Genomic DNA, 21602 nt, shown 5'->3' with positions numbered 1-21602 from the left:
CTGGGGGAGACGAGCGGCGAACCCGGGCGCCGAACGACGCAGGGCCAAACCGCGAGCGCTGTGGGGGTCCCCCCGGCCGAAGGCTGGGGGAGTGCGCCGCCGCGGCCCCGACCCCAACCCAACGCAGCGCAGGCCCGCACTGACCGCGCCGGGCCATCGGCGGGAGGGCGGGGGATGCCCGCCCGCAGGCGCAACGAACCCGCAGACGGCGACGAACCGGTCAGAAGACGACCAGCGCCCGCCCGCCCCTCCCCGCCAGCATCGCCGAGAACGCCCCCGGAATCCCCTCCAGCCCGATCCGCTCCGTGACCATCGCCGACAGGTCGAGCCGCCCCGCCCGCACGTGCTCCGCCAGGACGGGCAGGTCCCGCGCCGGGTCGCTGTTCCCGTACACGCACCCCGACAGCGTGCGCCCGAAGTGGAAGAGCTCCAGCGCGGAGAAGGAGACCAGGTCCCCCTTCCCGCCGATGCCCACCACCGTCGTGCGCCCGCCGCGCCGCGTCGAGGACCACGCGGAGCGGATCGTCTCGCCGCGCCCCACGCACTCGATGGCGACGTCCGCCCCGTGCCCGCCGGTCAGCGCGCGGATGCGCTTCGCGACGTCCTCCCCCGCAAGGAGGAACTCCGTGGCGCCCGCGGCCCGCGCCAGGGGCTCCTTCTCCGGGGAGACGTCGACGGCCACGACGGCGCCCGCCCCCGCGATGCGGGCCGACTGGAGGACGGCGAGGCCGACGCCCCCGACACCGAAGACGGCGACGGACTCCCCGGGGCGCACCCCGGCGCTGTGGTGGACCGCCCCGTACCCGGTGAGCACGGCGCACCCGAGGAGCGCGGCCTCGGTGAGCGGCACCCCGTCCGGGAGGGGCAGCACCGCGGCCGCCGGGACCACGGTCTCCTCGGCGAACGCGGCCGTCCCGAGCCCCGGGTAGAGCTCGTCGCCGCCGCCCACGAGCTTGGCGTGGGGCACGCCCGCCGCGGCGCCCGCGGCGGCGCACAGCCAGGGCTCGCCGAGCCCGCAGTAGTGGCAGGCGCCGCAGGAGGGCGCCCAGTTGAGGATGACGCGGTCGCCCGGGGCCACACCCGTGACGCCCTCGCCCACGGAGACGACCGTGCCGGCGCCCTCGTGTCCGAGGACGGCGGGCACGGGCTGCCGCAGCGTCCCGTTGGACAGGGACAGGTCGGAGTGGCACACCCCGGCCGCGGCGAGCCTGACCCGTACCTGGCCCGGCCCGGGTTCGGGCAGGTCGATCTCGGCGAGGGTCAGGGGCGCGTTGACGGCGGGCAGTACGGCGGCGCGGACCACGGTGTTTTCTCCTGCGCTCAGAACTGGAGGGACTTGGTCTGGAGGTATTCGGTGAGGCCGTGCGGGCCGAGCTCGCGCCCGACGCCGGACTGCTTGTACCCGCCGAACGGGGCCAGCGGGTTGAAGCGGCCGCCGTTGATGTCGACCTGGCCGGTGTCCATGCGCCGGGCGAAGGCGACGGCCGCCGCCTCGTCGGCCGCCCAGACCGCCCCGGCGAGGCCGTAGACGGTGCCGTTGGCGATGCGCAGCGCGTCCTCCTCGTCCTCGTACGCCAGGATCGACAGGACGGGGCCGAAGATCTCCTCCTGGGCGATCGTCATCTCCGGGGTGACGTCGGCGAAGACGGTGGGGCTGACCCAGTAGCCGCGCTCCCGGGGGACGTCGGTGCCGCCGGCGACAAGGCGGGCGCCCTCCTCGACGCCCTTGGCGATGTAGCCGCGGACGCGCTCGTGCTGCTTTGCGTTGACGACGGGGCCGATGCGCTCGCCCGGCACGTACTTGGCGGCGGCCGTCACGGCGAGGGCCACCGCCTCCTCGTACCGGTCCCGGTGGACGAGCATGCGGGTCCAGGCGCTGCACGTCTGGCCGCTGTTGGACATGACGTTGGCGACGCCGACGTTGACGGCCTTGGCGAGGTCCGCGCCCGGGAGGATGACGTTGGCGGACTTGCCGCCGAGTTCCAGGGCGACCCGCTTGACGGCGGCGCCCGCGGTCGCGGCGATCTGCCGGCCGACGGCGGTGGATCCGGTGAAGGAGACCAGGTCGACGCCTTCGTGGGCGGCCAGGGCCTGTCCGGCGACCGGGCCGAGACCGGTGACGAGGTTGAACACGCCCGCGGGCACGCCCGCTTCGTGGACGGCCTCGGCGAAGAGCTGGGCGACCAGCGGGGTGTCCTCGGCGGGCTTGAGGACGACCGTGCAGCCGGCGGCGAGCGCGGGGGCGACCTTGGCGACGATCTGGTGGAGCGGGTAGTTCCAGGGGGTGATCGCGCCGACCACTCCGACGGGCTCGTGGAGGACGGTGGAGTTGCCGATCCGCTCCTCGAAGGCGTGGGTGGCGGCGAGTTCGGCGTACGAGCCGGCGACCGCGACCGGGAGCCCCGCGTGGACCGCCTGGCTGAACGGCAGCGGCGCGCCGAGTTCGGCGGTGACGGTCTCGGCGATCTCGTCGCGGCGCGCGGCGAGGATGTCGCGCAGCGCGGCGATCCGGGCGGCCCGTTCGGCGGGCGGCGTGGCGGCCCAGCCGGGGAACGCGGCCCGGGCGGCGCCGACCGCCGCGTCGACGTCGGCGGCGGTGCCCGCGGGCACGGTGGCGAACACCTGCTCGTCGGCGGGGTTGACGACGTCGATCGTCTCCGTGCCGGCGGCGGGCCGCCATTCGCCGTCGATGTACATCCCGTCGTGCGGCTTCATCCCTTGTCCTCCCGGGCGGACCTGCCGTGGCCCGCCCAAACTAGCGCCGATAGTTTTCCGTTTCCAGGGCGGCACCCCGTGCGGTGGGTCACGCCGGGGCGACCTGCACGGGGAATCCGTTGAGGACGGCCGTGCCCGACAGCGGGTCGAGCAGGGTGCCGTCGAGCAACTGGTTGAGGTTGGCCCCCGGTTCGCGGGACGCGACCGTCAGCCGGGTGCCCGCGCGGTCGTGGCCCCAGCCGTGCGGCAGGCTCACCACTCCGGGCCGCACCGCGTCCGTGACCTCGACCGGGGCCTCGATCTCGCCGCCGTCGCCCTTGATGCGGGCGGGCGCCGCGTCCGTGAGGCCCAGGCGGGTGGCGTCCTCGGGGTGCACCTGGAGGGTGCAGCGGTTGCTCCCGCCGGTGAGCGCGGGCACGTTGTGCATCCAGCTGTTGTTGGAGCGCAGGTGCCGGCGGCCGATGAGGACCAGCCCGTCCCCGGACCGGCCGGTGACCGCCGCCAGCAGCCGGGGCACGTCGGCGGTGAGCGGCGCGGGCGCCAGTTCGATCGTGCCGGAGGCGGTGCGCAGCACCTCGGGGACGCGGGGGCGCAGCGGGCCGAGGTCGATGCCGTGCGGCCGGTCGAGGAGGCTGCGCAGGGTGAGGCCGCCGGGGTCGGCGCCGAAGCCGTCGCCGTACGGGCCGAGCCGCAGCATCATGTCGAGACGTCGCTCGTAGCCGGTGCCTCCGGTCAGCGCGGCGGCCAGTTCGACGGGGTCGCGGCCGTGGACCGCGGAGTGCGGGTCGGCGGTCTCCTTGGCCAGGCGGTGGGTGACGGCCTGCTCGTCGACGAGCGCGGGGTCGGCCTCCGGGCCGAAGCCGCCGAGGAGGAGGGAGAGCCGGGCGAGGATCTCCGGCTCCCCGGGCCTGCCGTCCTCCAGGGGGATCGCGGGCGGGCTGTAGCGGGCGTTGTTGCGCACGGAGAAGTTGCCGAACGCGAAGTCGTAGTGGGCGCTGCGCGAGGGCGGGGGCGGCGGCAGGACGACGTGCGCGTGGCGGGTGGTCTCGTTGAGGTACGGGTCGACGCTGACCATGAAGTCCAGCCCCGCCAGGGCCCGGTCGAGGCGGGCCCCGTCGGGGGCGGACAGCACGGGGTTGCCCGCGATGGTGACCAGGGCGCGAAGTTGCCCGTCGCCGGGGGTGTCGATCTCCTCGGCGAGTGCGGCGGCGGGCAGTTCGGAGGCGACCTCCGGGTGGCCGGAGACCCGGCTGTGCCAGCGGCCGGTGGTGAAGCCGCGGCCGGGGCCGGCCGGGCGCGGGGCGCGTGCGGTGGCCGGCAGCGGGAACATGGCGCCGCCGGGGCGGTCGAGGTTGCCGGTCAGGATGTTGAGGACGTCGATCAGCCAGCTGGCGAGGGTGCCGAAGCGTACGGCGGTGCTGCCCAGGCGTCCGTAGACGGCGGCGCTGGGGGCGGCGGCCAGGTCGCGGGCGAGGGTGCGGATGAGCTCGGCGGGGACGTCGCAGTACGGGGCGACCGTCTCGGGGGTGAACTCGCGGGCCAGTGCGCGGACCTCGTCGACGCCGGTGACGTGGCCTTCGAGGTGGCCGAGGCCGGTGAGTTGCTCCTCGAACAGCACGTGGACGACGGCGAAGAGCAGCGCGGCGTCGGTGCCGGGGCGCGGGGCGATGTGGAGGTCGGCGCGTTCGGCGGTGCGGGTGCGCTTGGGGTCGATGACGGTGAGTCTGCCGCCGCGGCGGCGCAGTGCCTTGAGCTTGCCGGGGAAGTCGGCGGCGGTGGCGAGGCTGCCGTTGGACACCAGGGGGTTGCCGCCGATGACGACCAGGTGGTCGGTGCGGTCCAGGTCGGGCACGGGGACGGCGAGCGCGTCCCCGTAGAGGTGGCCGCACGCGGCCTGCTTGGGCATCTGGTCCAGGGTGCTGGCGGAGAACAGCGCGCGGGTGCCGAGGGCACGGATGACCGTCGGCGGGTAGAGGCCGCCGGCGATGGTGTGCACGTTGGGGTTGCCCAGGTAGACGCCGGTCGCCGCGGTGCCGTGGGTCTCGCGGACACGGGCGAAGCCCTCGTCGACGGCCGCGTACGCCTCGGCCCAGGTGGCCTCGGTGAGCACGCCGTCGCGGCGCACGAGCGGGCGGGTCAGCCGGTCGGGGTCGCCGTCGACCTCGCCGAAGGAGGCGCCCTTGGGGCAGATGAAGCCCGCGCTGAAGACGTCGTCGCGGTCGCCGCGGGCGCCGGTGACCCGGTCCGCGTCGATGGTCAGGGTCAGTCCGCACGTGGCCTCGCACAGCGGACAGATACGCAGGGCGGTACGACTGCTGGCCATCGGGCCTCCCGGGGCAAGGACGCTTCCTCGTGTGCGGTCACCATACCGACCGGTATGCATGTCGGGATAGCACTCGCGGACACGACGCTCGCGGGCTACGGCTCCAGAACGCCGGCGAGGTACGCGCGGAGCAGCACCTTCGTCTCGGCGATGAGCGCGGCGTCGCCCTGCGGCTCGGCGCGGAAGGCCATCTTGAGCAGGGCGTCGGCGGCCTCCACACCCACCACGAAGGCCGTCCGCAGTCGCCGGTCGTCGGTCACGGCCACGCCGGCGGCGCCGAGCGGCGCGATGAGCAGCGCACGCAGCCGGTCGGCGACCAGATGGTTGGCCAGGTCGTTCACGGCGGGGCCGGGAGCCGGGCCGGCGAAGCTGACGAGGGCGAAGCCGGGCACGGTGCGCCGCATGGCGACGTACTGGTCGACGACGACGTCGATCAGGCGGCGCCAGTCCCCGGGGCCGCCGGGGGCCACGTCGCCAGGGGCCGGGCCGAGGGCGTCGAGGCGGTCGGTGACCCCGGCGAGGTACTTGTCGAGGTTGCGGCGGGCGAGGGCGTCGGCCATGGCGCGCTTGTTGGAGAAGAAGCGGTAGACCGAGCCGATCGGCACGCCCGCGCGGGCGGCCACGTCCCGCGTGCTCAGCTCCTCGTAGCCGCCCTCGTCGAGGATCGCCGCGGCCGCGTCGAGGATCCGGGCGAAGCGTTCGGCGCTGCGCTGCTGGACGGGTACGCGCCGGAGACCGTTGCCGCTGCTGTGCACGAGGTCCATCATGCCGGTTTTCCACAGGGACCGGCCGATCCCTTGCGGGGTTGATTCCTATGGACAACCATAGGAATCGTGACCAGCACAGAGATCGCCAGCACAGAGATCCAGGCCGGCAAGGACCTCGCCTACCTCCCCGGCTTCGGCAACGAGCACATGAGCGAGGCGGTCCCCGGAGCGGTTCCGGTCGGCCGCAACTCACCGCAGCGCGCCCCGCTCGGCCTCTACGCGGAGCAGCTGAGCGGCACGGCCTTCACCGAGCCGCGGCATCACAACCGCCGCTCGTGGCTGTACCGCATCCGCCCCTCGGCGGCCCATCCGCCGTTCCGCCGCATCGCCAACGGGCGGCTGCGCAGCGCGCCCTTCACGCAGGCCGAGCCCGATCCCAACCGGCTGCGCTGGAGCCCGCTGCCGCTGCCGCAGGAGCCGGCCGACTTCGTGGACGGCCTGGTCACCGTCGGCGGCAACGGTGACGTGCTGCGCCGCGAGGGCATCGGCATCCACTGGTACGCGGCCAACCGCTCGATGGCCGACCGGGTGTTCTCCTCCTCCGACGGCGAGCTGCTGATCGTGCCGGAGCGCGGCCGGCTGCTGGTCCGTACCGAACTGGGCGTCCTGGCCGCCGGGCCGGGCCACGTGGCGCTGGTGCCGCGCGGGGTGCGCTTCCGCGTCGAGCTGCCGGACGGGGAGGCGCGCGGCTACGTCTGCGAGAACTACGGCCAGTCCTTCCGGCTGCCCGACCTCGGCCCGATCGGCGCCAACGGCCTGGCCAACGCGCGGGACTTCATGGCGCCGGTGGCGGCGTACGAGGACCGCGAGGAGCCGGTGGAGGTGGTGAACAAGTTCGGCGGCAACCTGTGGGCCGCCGAGTACGGCCACTCGCCCCTCGACGTCGTCGGCTGGCACGGCAACCTGGTGCCCTACGTCTACGACCTGCGGCGCTTCAACGTGCTCGGTTCGGTCAGCTACGACCACCCCGATCCGTCGATCTACACCGTGCTGACCTCGCCCTCCGACACCCCGGGCCTGGCCAACGCCGACTTCGTGGTCTTCGCGCCGCGCTGGCTGGTCGGCGAGGACACCTTCCGCCCGCCGTACTTCCACCGGAACGTGATGAGCGAGTTCATGGGGCTCGTCGAGGGCGCGTACGACGCCAAGGCGGAGGGCTTCGTCCCCGGCGGGGCGTCGCTGCACAACATGATGTCGGCGCACGGCCCGGACCGGGCCACCTTCGACAAGGCGAGCGCCGCCGAGCTGGTCCCGCAGAAGGTGGACGACGGGCTGGCCTTCATGTTCGAGACGCGCTGGCCGGTGGTGGCGACCCCGGAAGCGCTGGGTGCGGAGCACCTGCAGCGGGACTACGACGGCGTGTGGCGGGGGCTTGAGCGACACTTCAGGCCATGACGACGAGCCCGAGCAGCACCTTCGCCCCCGACTCGCTGGTCCTGAACCGCAAACTCCCCTTGTGGTACCAGGTCTCGCAGTCCCTGCGCGCCTCGATACTCGGCCGTCGTCCGGACGCCCCGCTGCGGCTGCCGACCGAGGACGCGCTGGCGGGGCACTACGGCGTCAGCGTGCTCACGATGCGGCAGGCGCTGAAGGAGCTGGAGGAGGAGGGGCTGATCAGCCGCCACCGGCGGCGCGGCACGTTCATCGAACCGGCCGCGCGGCGCGGGGCTCCGGTGCGGCTGCTGGGCTCGGTCGACGCGATCGTCGCCCAGCAGTCCGGGGACCGCACCAGCGTGCTCGGCCACGGCCCGGCGCCCGTGCCGCAGGAGTTCGCCGAGTACTTCCCCGGGCTGCCGGAGACCGTCGCCTACCGCCGGCTGCGCTGCGACGAGTCGGGTGAACCGACCAACTGGGCGGAGAACTTCGTCCTGCCGGAGCTGGCCGCCCGCATCGACCTCGCGGACCTGGCGCGCTGGCCGATGACGAAGGTGCTCCGGGACGCCCTCGGGGTACGGATCAGCCGCATCACCGACACCGTCGAGGCCCGGCTGGCCGACCCGGACACCGCCCGGCTGCTGCAGGTACCCCTGCTCAGCCCGATCCTGCACTACACGGGGGTGACCTACGACGACACGGGCCGCACGGTCGACGTGGTGCGCATCCGCTACCGGGGCGACCGCTTCTCCTTCACCGTGACCGTGGAGGCACCCTGAGGGCCCTCAGTAGCATGCCCACGGTGAGCGATGTGAGCGAGGAAGCGCCGACGCTGGCGGACCTGATGCCGTGGTCCGTCCCGCCCCTGCGCCTGGGGCGGAGCTGGGTCATGGCCCCCGATGCGGCGACCCTCACCTCACGCTGGGACCGGCTGGTGAAGGCCGGGGGCGCCGAGCGCGAGCGGCTGTTCCATCCGACCCGGGCGCGCACCCCGCACACCGCCGTCGCCCAGCTTCCGGGCCACCCGGCGCCCACCACCCGGCTGGAGCGCGAGGAGGGCCCCTGCCCGGAGCCGCTGCGGGTGCTCCACGGCCCGTACGACCAGCAGTGGCTCATCCCCGACCAGCGCCTGATCGACGCCGCCCGCCCCGAGTTGTGGCGGGTCGCCGACGAGGACCGGCAGCTGTACGCGGTGGAACTGGCGCGCCTGCCGCAGGTCCCGGGGCCGCCACTGGCCTTCTCCGCGCTGCTCCCCGACGGCCACTCCCCCGCCGGCCGGCCCGGCCGGATCCGGCCGCTGTTCCGCCGCCCCGGCGGACGGGACCCGAACCTCGCGCCGGGTCTGCTGGACCAACTCGCCCGTCGGCTGGACACCCCGGTCGGCGCGCAGGACGTGCTCGCCTGGGTCGCCGCGCTCGCCACGGGCTCGCCCGTCGGGGTCCCGCTCACCGCCGATCCGGCGCTGTGGGCGGAGGGCGTCGCGCTGGGCCGCCGTCTGCTGTGGCTGCACACCCGGGGCGCCCGCTTCGCCGATCCGGCGGAGGACCGCCCCACGGGACATCCCCGGCTGCCCGGTGGCCGGCGCCCCTACGTCCGGGCGGCGCTGCCCGACGTGCCGCGGGAGGCCCCGTCGTACGACCCGGAGGAGCAGGCGCTGGTGTTGGGGAGCGGACGGGTGGCGCCGGTGCCGCAGGCGGCCTGGGAGTTCCACGCCGGGGGGACGCGGGTGCTGGAGACCTGGTTCGAGCGGCGGCTCCCCGCCGGGGCGGCGGAGGGGCTCGACGCGATCCGGCCCGCCGCCTGGCCGCGGGCCAGGACGACCGAACTGCTGGAGCTGGTCAGTGTGCTGGCCCTGCTGGCGGAGCTGCGGCCGTCCCGCCGCGCGCTCGCCGCCCGGGTCGCGGACGGCCCGCGGATCAGTGCCGCCGAGCTGCGTGCGGCCCGCGTCCTGCCAGTGCCGGATTCCGCTCGCCGCCCGGCCTCCGTGCTGGATCACCACGAAGAGGGACCGGACGGGCAGTTCGCCCTGCTGTGACCACAAGTCGACACGACAACAGGCTCGGACGGAGCACACCGACGCGCCGCATGACGCAGCGCGGTGCCGGGACGGTGTACTGCGCCCGAGCCTGTCCGCTGGAAGGAACGCCGAGGACGCCTCCGGTCAGCCGCGGCTGCCGAAGAGCGAACGGCGCAGCCGCCGCAGCGGCGCGAACAGCGACACACGCGCCCCGCGGTTGGCGTTCGCGCGCACGTGGTCGCGCGAGGTCAGCTCGCGCATCAACAGCGTGGCCTCCTCCGCCTCCCGCTGCGGCACGGCGGGGCCGGCCAGCACCGAGAGATGGCGGTCGAGACGCGCGCTGGACGCGCTGCTCCCGCACGTGACGGCAGGCACTCGCGGCCTGCTCCGCATTGCTATCTGATCCATGACACTCCCCACCCGTTCGAGGGCACCCGGCACCGGGCAGGGTAACCCTATCGTCCTGCGGCGTCACCTATGCATCCGCGTTCCCGGATTCACCTGTGCGTCAAGGGGGTTGACGGTCACGAACCGATCCCCAGCGCGAGCAGGGGAAGTTGCACCATGGGATCCGAGGTCGGCACCACGGATCCGCCAGTCGGCTCAACCGTCACGGTGAACGCGTACGACCGCTCGTTCAGCCCGTCGGTCACGATCGGCGCGGGCGTGCCGTCCGCCGCCGGATCGGCGCCCAGCACGCCGAGGGAGCGGAAGGACGTCGGACGCTCGCTCACCAGCCACAGCTGGTAGACGTTCCGTCCCTCCAGGCGCGGCAGCCCGTGCACCGTCACCACGGCGCGGCGCAGGTCCCGTGACACCACGGCGGTCACCCCCCGTCCATGGTCGTCGCTCGCGTAGGCGGGGCGGGCATCGGCGGCCGTCAGAACCTCGTTCACCGCACGCGTGTTCCCCCGTTCCCGGTCCAGTTGGGTGGCGGTCCGCAGCAGCAGGGCGCCCAGCACCGCGCAAGCCAGGAGGGCCGCCCCGGCGCCCGTCGCGGCCAGGCGCGCCGGGGACGGCCGGCGCCACGCCTCCCACCACCGGCCCGGCCCCAGGGCTTCCAGGGGTTCCCGGGCTTGCGGCGCTTCCGGATCCTCCGGCACGCCGTCCACCGGCACCCCGTCCACCAGCAGCGGCACCATCGGGGGCGGCGGCACGGCGGAACCCCGGTTGCCGAGCCGCACGGTGTCCCCGGCCAGATCCCGCACCCGCTCGGCGCACGCGTGGCAGCGCATCAGATGCCGCTCGAATCGGCGCAGTTCCCGCGGCGCGAGGGTGTCCAGCGCGTACGCCGCGGCCAGTTCGTGCACGGAACCTCTCATGGGTCGCCCCGCTTCCCTCCGCGGTGCACGCACCGTCCGGCCGGGCCCATATCACGTTACAACCCTGTGACACAAATTCGCCCCGGTCCGCCAATCCGCCGTCCGACCGGCCCCGAACAACCCACGCAGGACCTCTTCCAAGGGGGAGGGGCCACACTCGCGAAGGACCGACGCGATGACCGCACACAGCAGGAACAGGCTCACGGCCCGGTTCGGGCGATCGCGCACGATCGCCCTGCTGGCCGCCGGCGCACTGGCAGCGGGGGGACTCGCCGCGGTGGGCGTCACCGGACTGGAGCCGGGGACGGCACAGGCGTCCAGCCACCGGGAGGCACCGCTGATCTCGGGGCAGCCGCAGTACGACACCACGGACGTCTACGCGTTCGTCAGCCCCGACCGCCCGGACACCACCACGCTGGTGGCGAACTGGATACCGTTCGAGGACCCGGCCGGCGGCCCGAATTTCTACAAGTTCGCCAATGACGCCCAGTACGACATCCACATCGACAGCGACGGGGACGCCCAGGGCGACTACCTCTACCGGTGGACGTTCCGGGACCACCTCCGCAACAAGAAGACGTTCCTCTACAACACCGGCCCGGTCACCAGCCTCGACGACCCGGACCTGAACTTCTTCCAGACCTACGACATCGACCTGTTCCGGCTGCACGACCAGCAGGTCACCGGCCGCTACAAGGTCGCGAACGACGTGCCCGTCGCGCCGTCGAACGTCGGCAAGGCCTCGATGCCGGACTACAACGTGCTGCGCCAGCAGGCCGTCAAGGACCTGGGCCGCGGCACCACGGCCTTCGCCGGCCAGTCCGACGACCCGTTCTTCCTCGACCTGCGGGTCTTCGACCTGCTCTACGGGGGCAACCTCTCCGAGGTCGGCGACGACACCCTCAAGGGCTACAACGTCAACACCATCGCCCTGCAGGTCCCGACGGCCGCGATCCGCCAGTCGGCCAAGCAGCCGGTCGTCGGCATCTGGTCCACCACGCAGCGGCGCACCGCGAACGGCGACTGGGCACAGGTCTCGCGCCTCGGCATGCCGCTGGTCAACGAGGTGGTCAACCCGCTCAAGGACAAGGACCGGTTCAACGCGTCCTCGCCCTGGAACGACGCCCAGTTCCTCAAGAACGTGACGCACCCCGAACTGCCCGGGCTCATCGAGGGCATCTACAAGATCAAGGCGCCGGCGACCCCGCGCAACGACCTCGTCCAGGTGTTCCTGACGGGTGTGCCCAAGCTCAACCAGCCGCCGCACGTCCGCCCGTCGGAGATGCTGCGGCTCAACACGGCCGTCCCGCCCACCGCCAAGCCCAAGCGGCTCGGCGTCCTGGACGGCGACAACGCCGGCTTCCCCAACGGCCGCCGGCTCGGTGACGACGTCGTGGACATCGCGCTGCAGGTGGTGGAGGGCGAACTGGTCGGGTCGAAGAACGACCTCGGCGACGCCGTCAACGCCAACGACCAGGCCTTCGGCGCCAGCTTCCCGTACGTGGCCCTGCCGGCCTCCGGCTCGGACGGCCCGCTGGCCAAGCCGGCCACCAATTCGGCGCAGACCAACGGGGTCACCCAGCTCAACGGGGGCGGCCTGCTCACGGGCGGCGGTGACGACAACACCGTGCTGATCGCCTCCGCGGCCTCCGGCGGCGCGGGCGTGCTGCTGATCGGCGCCGCGCTGCTGTGGTGGCGGATGCGCCGCAGCCCCGCCGGCCGCCGGGCGCACGGCCGGGCCTGAGGCACCGCTGCGCCGGGCCCCACGGCCGGGCGCAGGCACACCGCACGGCACCCGGCCGGGACGCACCGCGAGCGCCCCGGCCGGGCTCCACCCCATCATCCCGAAAGGCAGCAGCCATGGACGTACCGGCCCCGGGCCGACTGCGCGCCGCCGTCCTGTACGCGGCGCTGGCGCTCGGCCTCGCGCTGGCGCTCACCGCGGGCGCGCTGGTCCTCGGCGGGTCCCCCGCCCCGCGGGACGCCGCACGGACCGCGGCACCCGCCGCCGACGCCCCGCTGGACCGCCTCACCGAGGGCGACCTCGCGGGCGGCATCGCGGCCCTGCAGACGCATCTGCGGGCCCAGCCCGACGACGCCCCGGGGTGGGCCGCGCTCGGCGCCGCCTACGTCGAGCAGGCCAGGACCAGCGGCGACCCGACCCGCTACCCGCAGGCGCAGGCCGCCTTCACCCGTTCGCTGCGGATCTCCCCCCGCGACAACGACGCCGCACTCGCCGGGCGGGCCGCGCTCGCCGCCGCCCGCCACGACTTCCGCACCGCCCTCACCGAGGCGGACCGGGCGCTGAAGGTCAACCCGTACGGGGAGCGCGCCCTCGCCGTACGGGTCGACGCCCTGGTCGAACTCGGCCGCTACGACGAGGCGCTGCGCGCCGCCGAGCACGCGGACGCGGTGCGTCCCGGCATCCCGGTCTTCACCCGCCTCGCCTACGTCCACGAACTGCGCGGTGACCCCGCCGGTGCCCGCCGCATCCTGACCCGGGCCCTGGACTCCGCCGCGACCCCGGGCGACACCGCCTACGTCGCCACGGCGCTGGGCCAGCTCGCCTGGAGCCAGGGCCGGTACCCGGCCGCACTGCGGCACTTCGCCACCGCGCTGCGCGCCGACCCCGGCTACCTGCCGGCGGTCGAGGGCCGCGGCCGTACGTACGCGGCACGCGGCGACCGGGAGAAGGCCCTGCGCGACCTGGGCCGGGTCGTCGACCGCTACCCGTTGCCCGCGCAACTCGCGGAACTGGGCGAACTGTACGAGGCCACCGGCCAGGACGAACGGGCGGAGCAGCAGTACGCGGTGGTCGGCACCTGGATCGCCCTCGCCAGGGCGAACGGCGTCGCCACCGACCTCGACGCGGCGCTGGTCGCCGCCGACCACGGGGACGCCGCGGAGGCGCTGCGCGCGGCCCGGGCCGAATGGTCGCGCCGGCAGACCGTCCACACCGCCGACGCGCTCGCCTGGGCCCTGCACGTCAACGGCCGCGACCGCGAGGCCCTGACGTACGCCGAACGCTCCTTGGCGCCGGGCTACCGCAACGCGGCCTTCCTCTACCACCGCGGCGTCATCGAGGCGGCCCTCGGCAAGCGCGCGGCCGCCAGGACGTCGCTGGCCGCGGCGCTCCGCCTCAACCCCGGCTTCTCGCCCATCGCCGCCCCCGCCGCCCGCCGCGCGCTGGCACGCATCGAAGGAGACCCGTCATGATCCGGCGCAGGACGGCCGCCGCGGCGGCCGCGGCAGCGGCGGGAGCGGCCCTCGCGCTGCTGCCCGCGGGACAGGCGCAGGCGCATCCGCTGGGCAACTTCACCGTCAACCGCTACGACGGCCTGGTCGCCGCCCCCGGTGTGCTGCGGATCGACCACGTCGAGGACCTCGCCGAGATCCCCGCGGCCCAGGCCGTCCCCGCGATCGACCGGGACGGCGACCGGGCGCTGGGCCGCGCCGAGTTGGCGGACTGGGCGGGGACGCGGTGCGCCGCGGCCGCACAGGGCGCACGGGCATCCGTCGGCGGTCGCCGCGAACCGGTCACGGTGCGCCGGGCCGCGGCGACCGTACGGCCGGGGCAGGCAGGGCTGACGACACTGCGCGTCGAGTGCCGGATGACGGCACGCCTGCCGGACGGCAGGTCCACGTCCCTGACGTACCGTCCGGCGGACATCGCCGCCGGGCCGGGCTGGCGGGAGATCACCGCGCGCGGCGACCGGATGACGCTCCACGACGCCGACGTGCCGGGGACGTCGGTGTCGCGGCGGCTCACCGCGTACCCGAAGGACCTGCTCTCCTCGCCCGCCGACGAACGCGCGGCCGGTTTCCGGGTGGCCCCGGGCGGCCCCGCGCTGGCGGCACAGGAGGACGCCCCTGCCGCCGGTGTGCTGCCGCGCGGCGCGGACCGCTGGACCCGGGCCCTCACCGACCTGGTGTCACGGCACGCGCTCACCCCGGGGTTCGCCGCCCTGGCCCTGCTCACGGCGCTGGCCCTGGGCGCGATGCACGCGCTCGCGCCCGGGCACGGCAAGACGCTGATGGCCGCGGCGGCCGCCGCGGGCGGCCGCCGGTCGCGCCGGGACATGGTCGCGCTGGGCGCGTCGGTGACGGTCACCCACACCATGGGGGTGTTCGCGCTGGGCCTGCTGGTGACGACCGGTTCGGCCGCGGCGCCCTCGGTCATCGGCTGGCTGGGCGTCGCCAGCGGGGTGCTGGTCGCCTGCGCCGGTGCGGCGCTGCTCCGCCGCGCGTGGCGGCTGCGGGGTCAGCCGCACGGCCACGACCACGGACATGACCACGGCCACGACCATGGGGACGGCCACCACGGGCACGGCCATCACCACCACGGCGAACACCACGCCCACCCGCACCGCCCCGCGCCCTCACCCGGGACGGCGGCACAGACCGCGCCCGCGGCCGTCCTCACCGCCGAACGCCCCGTCGCCGAGCGCCACGTGCTCATCCACACGGACACTCACCCGCACGCCCACCCCCACCCGCACACACACCCGCACGAGCCGCGGCCCACGCTGCGGGGCACGATCCTGCTCGGCTTCGCCGGCGGTCTCGTCCCCAGCCCCTCCGCGGTGGTCGTCCTGGTGGGCGCCGCGGCACTTGGCCAGGCCTGGTTCGGCTTCCTGCTGGTGCTCGCGTACGGCGCGGGCCTGGCGATCACGCTCACGGCCGCCGGCTTCGCCGTCGTGCGCCTCGGGCGGCTGGCCGGGAAGGCGTCGGCGCTGCGGGCCCGCGGCCGGCTGTTCACGGCGGCACGGCGGCTCGCACCGCTGGCCACGGCGTCCGTGGTGCTGGTGCTGGGCTGCGGTCTGCTGCTCAGGGCGGCGCTGGCGCTGCCGGCTTGAGGGAGCTTTCCGTCGAAAGGGTCCGTTCGGGAGGAAGTTCGGTCATGCTGGGCTGCGGGCGGCACGAAGGGGGGACACGCCGATGACACGGCTCGTGGCGGGGCGCTACCGGCTGATCAGCGAGCTGGGCCGGGGCGGCATGGGGGTGGTGTGGCTGGCCCGGGACGAACTGCTGGGCCGCGAGGTGGCCGTCAAGGAGGTCAAGGCCCCGCCGGGCCTGGAGGACGGGGAGGTCGAGCGCCTGTACGCGCGGCTGCAGCAGGAGGGCATCGCGGCCGCGCGGGTCGAGCACCCCAACGTCATCAAGGTGTACGACGTGGCCATGGCCGAGGGCAGCCCGTGGATCGTCATGGAGCTCGTCCGGGGCGTGACGCTCGCCGACGTCCTCGACGCGGAGGGCCCCATGGACCCCCGGCGCGCCGCGGGGATCGGCGGCAGGGTGCTGGCGGCGCTGCGCGCCGGCCATGCGGCCGGGGTGCTGCACCGCGACGTGAAGCCGGGCAACGTGCTCATCGGCAACGACGGACGGGTCGTGCTCACCGACTTCGGCATCGCCATGATCGAGGGCTCCTCGGCGATCACCCGCACCGGCGAACTGGTGGGCTCACCGGAGTTCCTGGCCCCCGAGCGGGCGCTCGGCCGCCGGCCCGGACCGGAGTCGGACCTGTGGTCGCTCGGGGTGCTGCTGTACGTGGCGGTGGAGGGCGGTTCGCCGTTCCGCCGCGACACCGCGCTGAGCACGATGCGCGCGGTGGTGGACGAGGAACTGCCCGAGCCGCGCAGGGCGGGGCCGCTGGCCCCGGTGATCACCGGGCTGCTGCACAAGGACCCGGCGGCCCGGATCCCGGGCGCCGAGGTGCAGCGGCGGCTGGACGCCCTCGCCGCCGGGCGCACCCCGCCGGGCGCCGGAACGGCCTACGCCACCACCCAGGCCGCCGTGCCGATGCCGCCGGGGCCGGACGGCACACCGGTCCGGTCCACGCCGGTCTCCTCGACTCCCGTCTCCTCGACACCGCTCGGGCCGACGACGCCCGTCGGCACCGGATTCGGCCCCCCGTCAGGCGGCCCCCCGGCCCGGCCCCGTCGCGCGGCGGTGGCGATGGCCGCGGGCGTGCTCGCCCTCGCCCTGGGCATCGGGGGCGTGGCCTACGCCCTGCTCGACGACGGCTCACCCGGCGGTTCCGGCCACGGCACGACCGCCGGGAACACCCCGGGCGGCGACGGGACCCCGTCCGCCACCGGCTCGCAGGACGACGACGACACGGAGGCCAGCGGCTACGAGGCGACGACCGGCGGCGGTGACTCCGCGTCCCCGCACACCTCGGCGCCGCCCAGCACCCCGGCCCATGTGAACGTCCACGTCACGGTGTCGGCCGTGCGCGACACCTACACCGGGGGCTGTCCGCCGCCCGCGGAGCAGGCGCCGTCCTTCTCGGCGGTCGTCACGGTCGACCGCACCCCGGTGACGGTCACCTACCGCTGGAGGACGAGCGGCGCCGGTTCCGACCATGGCTGGCAGACCCTCGACTTCCCCTCGGGCGGCCCGAAGAGCCGGACGGTCGAGTACACCGAACCGTCCTACGAGCCGGACGGCACGATCGAGGGCTGGGTGGCCGTCGAGGTGCGCAGTCCGGTGGAAACGGAGTCCGCGCACGTCCCGTTCACGGTCACGTGCCGGGCGCCGAGCCCGTCGCCGAGCGGTTCCGACGGGACGGCGACGGCCCCCTGAGGCAGCGCCGGCACGGTCGAGGGGTGCCGGGCGGTGGCCCGGCACCCCTCGTCTCACGTCGTGCGGGCGCTCCGCGCTGCCGTGCCGCGGGTCACGCGGCGGAGGTGAACACCGGCAGGTAGCCGCCGGACTGGCCGGAGGCGGTGGGGTGGTAGGACTCGTAGACGGGGAGGGTGAGGCTGTGCAGCCAGGCCGAGCCCGAGCAGAGCTCGTGCCCGGTGAAGGTGCCGCGGACGTCGGCGAAGGCGAAGCCGTGGTCGGCGGCGCGCTTGGCGGTGACGGTGTCGAGGAGGTCGGCCGCGTCGTTTATGGCCCTGCGCTTGGTCTCGCTGAGGCCGATGCAGGTGGTGCCCAGCTTGTAGAAGCGCGGGTAACCGAGGACGACGACCCGGGCCGAAGGGGACCTGGAACTGATGGCGTTGTAGACGGAGTCGAGCCGTGCGGGCAGTTGGTTGTTGGCGAAGTCCCTGGCCTGGTTGATACGGCTGAGGCAGGTGCTGTCGGAGCTGAGGACGCAGGTGGTCATCACGTCGGCGAAGCCGGCGTCGTTGCCGCCGATGCTGATGCTGACCAGGGTCGTCGAGGCGTTGAGCGGACCGAGCTGGTTGTTGAGCACGTCGGTCGTGGTCGCTCCGGAACACGCGGTGAAAGAGAACCCGGACGGGCTATGCGCGTTCGCCCACAGCCGGGGGAACGCCTTGCTGCTGCGGTAGCAGCTGCCGCTCGAGCCGTCGTAGCTGCCGGACCCAACTCCGGCGGAGTACGAGTCGCCCAGGGCCACGTAGACGGGGCCGGCGGCTCGGGCGGAACCGGCACCAACCAGGGCGAGTGCGGCGGTAAGGAGAAGTGTGGATGCGGCTGACACGAAACGGGACAGTCTCATGGAACCTCCCTTAGCAGGATCTCTGCCGCATCTTTCGTACCGCGCAGTAACACGTTCGGGAAGTGTCCATGCCAAGATTTCTTGACATGGACATTCCCGCGAGCTGTCCGTGATCGCCGCTGCGTGCACCGGAAGTGACGCCGTCTCGGCCGACGGGCTCTACTCCCGTAGTTGGCACGCCCTTTAGGGGCGCCGACGGCGGCACCGCCCGGAAGCGCCACCCCCGGCCACGCGACCGGTACCCCGTGAACCGCCCGCTGCGCCCGGATCGGGCCGGTTTCACCGGGCGTTCAGGGATTCCCGGTGATTGCGCCACTGCGCGAAAACCCGGTGCGGACGCGGACCCGGTGCCGGATCATGAGCGACATGCCCGACGCAACGCCCCCGCATCGCGCCCTGTCCATCCGTCTCGGCATGAACGACGACGACTCGCCGTCCGACGCCATCGACGCCCTGTTCCTGAGCCGCTTCGTCACCGGAGAACAGCCCTACTCGTGCGGCACGTCCCTGGACCGGGTCAAGTCGGGGCTGACGCTCGTCCCTGGCGGCGGGTCGGTGCTGCGCTCCGCGCGGGACAAGGACCGCGGCGCGACCCTCGCCGAGGGCGACGGCTGGACGATCCTCGTGTCGCGCTGGCACCGCCGTGCCGACGTGACGGTGACCGCGGTCACCGAGGAACTGGCGCAACGCGTCCTGGCCGAGGCCGTCGAGGACGCCGAGGACCAGCCGGAACCGCAGCCCGACGACGTGACCATGGGCTTCTGGTACGTCGCCCCGCGCCGCGGGCCGCACCGCATCACGCGGCAGATCAGCGCCGCCCCCTGGGACGACGTGCGGGGCAACTACACCGCGCCGGTGGCGGAGGCCATGGACGGGCTGATGAAGCTCACCGCCGCCGACGTCAGCGGCCGGCTGCTGCTGCTGCACGGCCCGCCGGGCACCGGCAAGACCTCCGCGCTGCGCACGCTGGCCCGCGCCTGGCGCGACTGGTGCCAGGTGGACTGCGTCCTCGACCCCGAGGTGCTCTTCAACGACGTCGGCTACCTGATGGAGATCGCCATCGGCGAGGACGACACCGAAGGGCCGGGCCGCTGGCGGCTGCTGTTGCTGGAGGACTGCGACGAGCTCATCCGCGGCCAGGCCAAGCACCAGACCGGCCAGGCGCTGTCCCGTCTGCTCAACCTCACCGACGGCCTGCTCGGCCAGGGCCGCAACGTCCTGGTCGGCATCACGACCAACGAGGACCTGGAGCGGCTGCACCCGGCGGTGGTCCGCCCCGGGCGCTGCCTGGCCCGGATCGAGGTGGGCCCGCTGACCCGCACCGAGGCGACCGGCTGGCTCGGCACGTCCGAGGGCATCGGCCGGGACGGCGCCACGCTCGCGGAGCTCTACGCCCTGCGCCGCGGCGCCTCCTCCTCCGGCGGCACCGCGCTCCCCCACCAGACGACCCCGGCCTCCGCCTCCGGAGGCCTCTACCTCTGATGGCCGGGGGTCCCCCCGGCGGTGCGAAGGGGAGGATCGCGACGGGGAGGATACGGACCCGCACCCCGGCGGAACTGCGCCGCAGTCGCCGCCCGCGGTCGCACCACTGCTGGGACCACCTGTACGCGGCGCCGCTGTGGCCGCTGCACGGCGCCAACCTGGGGACGCTGCTGCGCACCTGCGACGCCGTCGGCGCGTGCCTGGTCGTCCCGCGCTTCCCCTGGGTGCCGGAGGCGCTCGCCCGCGGCAACACCCTGCGGCGGCCCGCCTGCGTGCACTGGACCGGCGATCCCCTGGGCTGGCTGCAGCGGCAGCGCGACCGCGGAGCGCACGTCGTCGGGGTCGAACTCGCCGACGAGGCGGTACGGCTGGCGGACCTGCCGGCCGCGCGGCGCACCACGGTCGTCGTGCTGGGCCACGAGCAGCAGGGCATCCCGCCGGAGGCGCTCGACCTGCTCGACCTCGCCGTCGAGATCCCCATGGTCGGCATGGGCGCCAGCCTCAACGTCGCGGTCGCCGGTTCACTGGCGCTGTACAAACTCGCCGGACTCCTGTGAGCGGCGCGCGCTACGCCTCGTACGCGGCGCGCAGCGCGTCCCGCACGGCGGCCTCGGAGGCGGCGCGGTCCAGGCCGAGGCGCCGCACACGCTGGGCGTAGGCCGATGCGGCGGCGGCCGCCTCACGGGTGGCGGCGTCGCCCGCGGCCGCGACGAAGGTGCCGTTGCGGCCGCGGGTCTCGATCACACCGTCCGACTCCAGAGCGCGGTAGGCCTTGGCCACGGTGTTGGCCGCCAGGCCGAGTTCGTCCGCGAGACCGCGGACGGTCGGCAGCCGGTAGCCGACCGGGAGGGCCCCGGAACGGGCCTGGTCCGCGATCTGCTCGCGCAGTTGCTCGTAGGGCGCGGCGGCCGCGTCCGGCCTGACGGTGATCTTGAGGCTCACGGTGTGTCGTCCTCCCGGCGGGACGGGGCAGCGCTGTTTGTCGCGGCCATTGTGCTGCACGCACCGTCCGCGAGGACGACGGCGCGGCCGGGCCCCGCCGGGTCGTGGGCGATCGCGTCCCCCGGCTCGTGCAGGTGGAGCACGAAGCGCTCGCCCGCGCGGTACGCCTCCAGGCCCGCCCTGCAGTACGCCACCATGTCGTCCGGCAGCGCGTCCAGGGGGAACCAGCCGAGCTCCGAGCACTTCTCCGGCTCGCGGTTGACCGGCTCGTGGACGCCGCCGTCGGCCTCGAAGAACCAGCCGATGCGCTCGCCCCCGCCGGGCGCGCGGTGCTGCATGACCAGGGCGACGGAGACGTCCTCGGGGCGCAGCACGACGCCCACCTCCTCCTGGGCCTCGCGGACCAGGGCGGTCAGGACGTCCTCGCCGTCCTCGACGTGGCCTGAGGGGGCGTGCAGCAGGCCGTCGGCGTAACCGGTGTTGACGCGCCGGCCGAGCAGGACCTCGTCACCGCGGCGGAGGACGAGGTGGACGTCGACGATCTCCGTGTGCCTGCGGGGCTGCTTGATCCGCACGACCGCGGCGTAGCGCTCGTCGTGGACCGGGCCGCCCCACAGCGCGGTGTCGTGGGCGAGCTGCTCCACCTCGGTGTGCTCGGCGAGCGGCCGTACCATCGCGGCCAGTTCGGTGGCGCGGATGCCCACCGGCTCGGCCTCTCCCCAGCGCCCCTCGACCAGCACGAGGCGTCCACCGCGGCGCAGCAGCCGGGCCCAGCGGCGCAACGCGGCCACGGGGTCGGGCAGCGCCCACAGCAGGTGCCGGACGAGCACCACGTCGAACCGGCCCTGTGCGACGGGCGGTTCGGCCGCGTCCCCGAGCAGGACGCGGGCCCCGGTGCCGGCCAGCTTCGCCCGGGCCAGCGCGGCCATGCGCGGGGAGCGGTCGACGCCGGTCACCCGGTGCCCCTGCTCGGCGGCGAGCCGCGCGAGGCTGCCCGTGCCGCACCCGAGGTCGAGCACGTCCGCCGGGGTGCCGGGCAGCCATGCCCGCAGCCGCGCCGCCCACGCCTCCCGCACGGCGGGCTCCCGCAAGCCGTGGTCGGGCTCCTCGTCGAAGCGGTCGGCCACGGTGTCCCAGTACGTGTCACTGCTGAGTTCGCCCACCCCGTGATCCTTCCACCCCCCACTGACAA

The 21602-nt window shown here is 74.6% G+C and carries 18 protein-coding genes; 9 read left to right on the top strand and 9 right to left on the bottom strand.

Annotated features, from left to right (window positions below; all coding sequences use genetic code 11):
- Positions 1–220: 220 nt before the first annotated feature.
- The 4 genes from PV350_RS16480 to PV350_RS16465 form a co-directional block, all read right to left on the bottom strand.
- The gene (locus PV350_RS16480) at positions 221–1303 is read right to left on the bottom strand and encodes a zinc-binding dehydrogenase (RefSeq protein ID WP_499511018.1); all 1083 of its coding nucleotides are present in this window, start codon (positions 1301–1303) and stop codon (positions 221–223) included.
- A 17-nt stretch (positions 1304–1320) separates the two neighbouring features.
- Positions 1321–2715 (bottom strand): aldehyde dehydrogenase family protein, encoded by a 1395-nt coding sequence (locus tag PV350_RS16475; protein ID WP_500334522.1) that lies wholly within the window; start codon positions 2713–2715, stop codon positions 1321–1323.
- 88 nt (positions 2716–2803) lie between these two features.
- Positions 2804–5038 carry a molybdopterin oxidoreductase family protein gene (locus PV350_RS16470; protein ID WP_499511020.1) on the bottom strand — a complete coding sequence of 745 codons (2235 nt, stop codon included), beginning with the start codon at positions 5036–5038 and terminating at the stop codon, positions 2804–2806.
- A gap of 95 nt (positions 5039–5133) precedes the next feature.
- Complete coding sequence (locus PV350_RS16465; protein WP_500334520.1) at positions 5134–5805, bottom strand: TetR/AcrR family transcriptional regulator; 672 nt, start codon at positions 5803–5805, stop codon at positions 5134–5136.
- A 66-nt stretch (positions 5806–5871) separates the two neighbouring features.
- Between PV350_RS16465 and hmgA the strand changes: the two genes are divergently transcribed.
- From hmgA to PV350_RS16450, 3 genes are read left to right on the top strand one after another with little or no spacing between them, the layout of a single operon-like run.
- Entirely contained in the window at positions 5872–7200 is a 1329-nt protein-coding gene (gene hmgA, locus PV350_RS16460; RefSeq protein ID WP_500334519.1) for a homogentisate 1,2-dioxygenase, read from the top strand.
- Positions 7197–7958, top strand: coding sequence for a GntR family transcriptional regulator (locus PV350_RS16455; protein ID WP_499511023.1), 762 nt, complete (start codon positions 7197–7199; stop codon positions 7956–7958). The genes hmgA and PV350_RS16455 overlap by 4 nt, the downstream gene beginning before the upstream one ends.
- Positions 7959–7972: 14 nt before the next feature.
- On the top strand, positions 7973–9214 hold the full coding sequence (locus PV350_RS16450) for a type ISP restriction/modification enzyme (protein ID WP_500334517.1): 1242 nt from the start codon (positions 7973–7975) through the stop codon (positions 9212–9214).
- Between the two features lie 126 nt (positions 9215–9340).
- Here PV350_RS16450 and PV350_RS16445 read toward each other — a convergent pair whose 3' ends face one another.
- Positions 9341–9604, bottom strand: coding sequence for a hypothetical protein (locus tag PV350_RS16445; RefSeq protein WP_499511025.1), 264 nt, complete (start codon positions 9602–9604; stop codon positions 9341–9343).
- Between the two features lie 116 nt (positions 9605–9720).
- A complete protein-coding gene (locus PV350_RS16440) occupies positions 9721–10518 on the bottom strand; it encodes an anti-sigma factor (RefSeq protein WP_500334515.1) in 798 nt (265 codons plus the stop codon).
- Between the two features lie 175 nt (positions 10519–10693).
- Here PV350_RS16440 and PV350_RS16435 point away from each other — a divergent pair, with 175 nt between their 5' ends.
- The 4 genes from PV350_RS16435 (at position 10694) to PV350_RS16420 (ending at position 17103) form a co-directional block, all read left to right on the top strand.
- The gene (locus PV350_RS16435; protein ID WP_499511027.1) at positions 10694–12262 is read left to right on the top strand and encodes a DUF4331 domain-containing protein; all 1569 of its coding nucleotides are present in this window, start codon (positions 10694–10696) and stop codon (positions 12260–12262) included.
- A 116-nt stretch (positions 12263–12378) separates the two neighbouring features.
- The gene (locus tag PV350_RS16430; RefSeq protein ID WP_500334513.1) at positions 12379–13734 is read left to right on the top strand and encodes a tetratricopeptide repeat protein; all 1356 of its coding nucleotides are present in this window, start codon (positions 12379–12381) and stop codon (positions 13732–13734) included.
- Entirely contained in the window at positions 13731–15374 is a 1644-nt protein-coding gene (locus PV350_RS16425; RefSeq protein WP_500334511.1) for a nickel transporter, read from the top strand. Before PV350_RS16430 ends, PV350_RS16425 begins: the two co-directional genes overlap by 4 nt.
- 82 nt (positions 15375–15456) lie before the next feature.
- A complete protein-coding gene (locus tag PV350_RS16420) occupies positions 15457–17103 on the top strand; it encodes a serine/threonine-protein kinase (protein ID WP_500334509.1) in 1647 nt (548 codons plus the stop codon).
- 91 nt (positions 17104–17194) lie between these two features.
- Here the strand turns inward: PV350_RS16420 and PV350_RS16415 are convergent, their stop codons facing one another.
- Positions 17195–17986 (bottom strand): SGNH/GDSL hydrolase family protein, encoded by a 792-nt coding sequence (locus PV350_RS16415; RefSeq protein ID WP_499511030.1) that lies wholly within the window; start codon positions 17984–17986, stop codon positions 17195–17197.
- A gap of 357 nt (positions 17987–18343) precedes the next feature.
- Here PV350_RS16415 and PV350_RS16410 point away from each other — a divergent pair, with 357 nt between their 5' ends.
- Complete coding sequence (locus tag PV350_RS16410) at positions 18344–19468, top strand: DUF5925 domain-containing protein (protein WP_499511031.1); 1125 nt, start codon at positions 18344–18346, stop codon at positions 19466–19468.
- The gene (locus PV350_RS16405; RefSeq protein ID WP_499511032.1) at positions 19468–20025 is read left to right on the top strand and encodes a TrmH family RNA methyltransferase; all 558 of its coding nucleotides are present in this window, start codon (positions 19468–19470) and stop codon (positions 20023–20025) included. Before PV350_RS16410 ends, PV350_RS16405 begins: the two co-directional genes overlap by 1 nt.
- Positions 20026–20035: 10 nt before the next feature.
- Here PV350_RS16405 and PV350_RS16400 read toward each other — a convergent pair whose 3' ends face one another.
- Together PV350_RS16400 and PV350_RS16395 are read right to left on the bottom strand one after the other, a co-directional pair.
- Complete coding sequence (locus tag PV350_RS16400; RefSeq protein ID WP_500334507.1) at positions 20036–20410, bottom strand: GntR family transcriptional regulator; 375 nt, start codon at positions 20408–20410, stop codon at positions 20036–20038.
- A complete protein-coding gene (locus PV350_RS16395; protein WP_499511034.1) occupies positions 20407–21573 on the bottom strand; it encodes a methyltransferase domain-containing protein in 1167 nt (388 codons plus the stop codon). Before PV350_RS16395 ends, PV350_RS16400 begins: the two co-directional genes overlap by 4 nt.
- Between the last annotated feature and the right edge of the window lie 29 nt (positions 21574–21602).

The sequence above is a fragment of the Streptomyces sp. PA03-6a genome, from assembly GCF_033792765.1.
Taxonomy (GTDB): domain Bacteria; phylum Actinomycetota; class Actinomycetes; order Streptomycetales; family Streptomycetaceae; genus Actinacidiphila.
The sequence above is the reverse complement of the archived record's forward strand: the minus strand, read 5'-3'. Positions and strand labels throughout refer to the sequence as shown.

Bases quoted from the DNA above. Each gene is read 5' to 3' on its own strand.
- PV350_RS16475 (WP_500334522.1), bottom strand. From the start codon at position 2,715: ATGAAGCCGCACGACGGGATGTACATCGACGGCGAATGGCGGCCCGCC.
- PV350_RS16470 (WP_499511020.1), bottom strand. From the start codon at position 5,038: ATGGCCAGCAGTCGTACCGCCCTGCGTATCTGTCCGCTGTGCGAGGCC.
- PV350_RS16465 (WP_500334520.1), bottom strand. From the start codon at position 5,805: ATGATGGACCTCGTGCACAGCAGCGGCAACGGTCTCCGGCGCGTACCC.
- PV350_RS16455 (WP_499511023.1), top strand. From the start codon at position 7,197: ATGACGACGAGCCCGAGCAGCACCTTCGCCCCCGACTCGCTGGTCCTG.
- PV350_RS16450 (WP_500334517.1), top strand. From the start codon at position 7,973: ATGCCCACGGTGAGCGATGTGAGCGAGGAAGCGCCGACGCTGGCGGAC.
- PV350_RS16445 (WP_499511025.1), bottom strand. From the start codon at position 9,604: ATGGATCAGATAGCAATGCGGAGCAGGCCGCGAGTGCCTGCCGTCACG.
- PV350_RS16440 (WP_500334515.1), bottom strand. From the start codon at position 10,518: ATGAGAGGTTCCGTGCACGAACTGGCCGCGGCGTACGCGCTGGACACC.
- PV350_RS16435 (WP_499511027.1), top strand. From the start codon at position 10,694: ATGACCGCACACAGCAGGAACAGGCTCACGGCCCGGTTCGGGCGATCG.
- PV350_RS16430 (WP_500334513.1), top strand. From the start codon at position 12,379: ATGGACGTACCGGCCCCGGGCCGACTGCGCGCCGCCGTCCTGTACGCG.
- PV350_RS16425 (WP_500334511.1), top strand. From the start codon at position 13,731: ATGATCCGGCGCAGGACGGCCGCCGCGGCGGCCGCGGCAGCGGCGGGA.
- PV350_RS16420 (WP_500334509.1), top strand. From the start codon at position 15,457: ATGACACGGCTCGTGGCGGGGCGCTACCGGCTGATCAGCGAGCTGGGC.
- PV350_RS16415 (WP_499511030.1), bottom strand. From the start codon at position 17,986: ATGAGACTGTCCCGTTTCGTGTCAGCCGCATCCACACTTCTCCTTACC.
- PV350_RS16410 (WP_499511031.1), top strand. From the start codon at position 18,344: ATGAGCGACATGCCCGACGCAACGCCCCCGCATCGCGCCCTGTCCATC.
- PV350_RS16405 (WP_499511032.1), top strand. From the start codon at position 19,468: ATGGCCGGGGGTCCCCCCGGCGGTGCGAAGGGGAGGATCGCGACGGGG.